Raw genomic sequence first — 2,522 nt, forward strand, 5'->3', positions numbered from 1 at the left:
GGCGTGCCCGGTTTACCACCGGTGGACATGGATCAGCCGAGTTCTCCGGTGCGCGCCGCCCGCCACAGGTCGACGCCGCCTTCGGCGGCGTACTTGTCGATCTCCGCCAGCTCCTCGTCGCTGAAGTCCGGGTTCTCCAGCGCGGCCACGTTCTGTTCCAGCTGCTCCACGCGGGAGGCGCCGATGACCAGGGAGGTGACGCGCCGGTCGCGCAGCGCCCAGGCGAGGGCCATCTGGGCGAGGGACTGCCCGCGGCGGGCCGCGATGTCGTTCAGGGCCCGCAGCCGCTGCAGCATCTCCTCGGAGAGCCAGGACGTGTCGAACGAGGTGCCCTGAGCGGCCCGCGAGTCCTCGGGGACGCCGTTCAGGTAGCGGTCGGTCAGCAGCCCCTGGGCCAGGGCGGTGAAGCCGATGACGCCGAAGCCCTCCTCCTCGGCGGTCTCCAGCAGCCCCTCGGTCTCGATCCAGCGGTTGACCATGCTGTACGACGGCTGGTGGATCAGCAGCGGGGTGCCCAGCTCGCGCAGGATGGCGGCGGCCTGCCGGGTGCGCTCGGCGTCGTAGGAGGAGATGCCGACGTAGAGGGCCTTGCCCTGGCGCACGGCGGTGTCCAGCGCGCCCATCGTCTCCTCCAGCGGCGTGCTCGCGTCCAGCCGGTGGGAGTAGAAGATGTCGACGTAGTCCAGGCCCGTGCGCTTCAGCGACTGGTCGAGCGAGGCGAGCAGGTACTTGCGCGAGCCGCCGCCCTGGCCGTAGGGGCCGGGCCACATGTCCCAGCCCGCCTTGGTGGAGATCACCATCTCGTCCCGGTACGGCGCGAGGTCCTGCTTCATCAGCCGGCCGAAGTTGATCTCCGCGGAGCCGTAGGGCGGGCCGTAGTTGTTCGCCAGGTCGTGGTGGGTGATGCCGAGGTCGAAGGCGCGCAGGGCGATCTCGCGCTGGGTCTCGAACGGCCGGTTGTCGCCGAAGTTGTGCCAGTAGCCCAGGGACAGGACGGGCAGGTCGAGTCCCGAGCGGCCGGTGCGCCGGTAGCGCATGGTGCCGTCGTAACGCTCAGGATCCGCGACATAGGTCATCGGGTGATCTCCGGGTGGTGCGGTGCGGGGCGTCCCCCCGGGCCCGGGGGGACGCCCCCACCTTGCTCCCGAGTGATCCTGAAGTCCAACCGTCGTCTCTCATCGGATTCAGCACCGCCGTTTCTGAATCCGGCGGGGCGGCCGGGCCCGCCCGCGTCATGACCCCCGGCCCACGGGGTTCAGGAGGACGGCGACGGGGCGGTGTCCTCGGCGGAAGCACCGGGCTGGGGGCCGCGTCCGAAGCGGTGGCGGGACGGCGTGGGGGTGCGGCGGATCGCGATGAGGGCGACGTCGTCGTTGAGGCGCCCGTCGGTGTGGGCGAGCAGGTCGCGCTGGATGTGGTGGAGCAGGGCGTCCGGAGAGCTCCCGGCCCACTGGGTGATCCGCTCGGCCAGCGGATAGAAGACGCCGTCGCGATCGCGGGCCTCGACGGCACCGTCGGTGTAGAGGAGCAGGGTGCTGCCGCGGTCGAAGGGCAGCATGTCGACGACGGAGCCGTCCGGCTCGGTCAGGCCGACCCCGAGCGGCGGGGCGGGAGTGAGTTCCGGCGCCGTGACCTCCTTGTCCGGGCCGAGCAGCAGCGGTGCCACATGGCCGCAGCTGGTCATCCGTATGACCGGCTCGTCGTCCGGTATCTCCAGCAGCAGTGCGGTGACGAAACGTTCCCCTTGTTCCTCCTCGGGTTCGAAGTCGGCGAGGTAGCGGGTGATGCTCCGTTCCAGGGAGGCGGCCAGCGAGGGCAGGGCGGCGTGGTGGTGCGCGGCCTCGCGGAACGCGCCGAGCAGCAGGGCCGCCTCGCCGATGGCCGGCAGGCCCTTGCCGCGCACGTCCCCGATCATCACCCGGGCCCCGCTGTTGGTGCGGGCGGCGGCATACAGATCGCCGCCGATCGACGCCTCGTCCTCGGCGGCCAGGTACAGACAGGCGAGTTGCAAGGAACCCAGTCGGTTCGGCAGGGGCCACAGCAGCACCCGCTGAGCGGCCTCGGCCACCGAACGTACCTGCGCCAGCTCGCGCGCACGGTGGTCGCGGACCACGCACAGGGCCACGACCAGCAGGGAGAGCAGCGCGAGAGCGATCATCTGCACGATCATGTTCCGCGACGTCAGCACGCCCAGCCGCCAGCCCGCGAACGCCTGGGCCGCCACCGACGCCGCGCCGATGAACCCCGTCGTCCACGGCCCCGCGAACCACGCGGCGAGCGCGGGGGCGATCGCCAGCAGCGGACCGAGCTGGATGTCGGCCGGCGCCAGGATGTTGGACACGGTGATGACGACGATGAGCGCGACCGGGATCAGCAGCAGCATGTGGCCCGACTGCCCCGACTGCGTGCGGTCGGCGAAACGTGACTGCCAGGAACTCACGCCTACCACAGTGCACCGCGACGGCACGGCGTGCGAACGCAGCCACTCGGTCCACGACCAGCCACAGTGCCCCGCCCGGCCC

2 protein-coding genes are annotated in these 2,522 nt (G+C 71.4%); both read right to left on the minus strand.

Features of this window, described 5'->3' with window-relative positions:
- Positions 1 to 32 precede the first annotated feature (32 nt).
- The gene (gene mgrA, locus RH94_RS08095; protein ID WP_073946950.1) at positions 33 to 1,076 is read right to left on the minus strand and encodes an L-glyceraldehyde 3-phosphate reductase; all 1,044 of its coding nucleotides are present in this window, start codon (positions 1,074 to 1,076) and stop codon (positions 33 to 35) included.
- A 179-nt stretch (positions 1,077 to 1,255) separates the two neighbouring features.
- Complete coding sequence (locus RH94_RS08100) at positions 1,256 to 2,383, minus strand: PP2C family protein-serine/threonine phosphatase (protein ID WP_107428660.1); 1,128 nt, start codon at positions 2,381 to 2,383, stop codon at positions 1,256 to 1,258.
- Between the last annotated feature and the right edge of the window lie 139 nt (positions 2,384 to 2,522).

Source organism: Streptomyces kebangsaanensis (assembly GCF_001906585.1).
Taxonomy (GTDB): Bacteria; Actinomycetota; Actinomycetes; order Streptomycetales; family Streptomycetaceae; genus Streptomyces; species Streptomyces kebangsaanensis.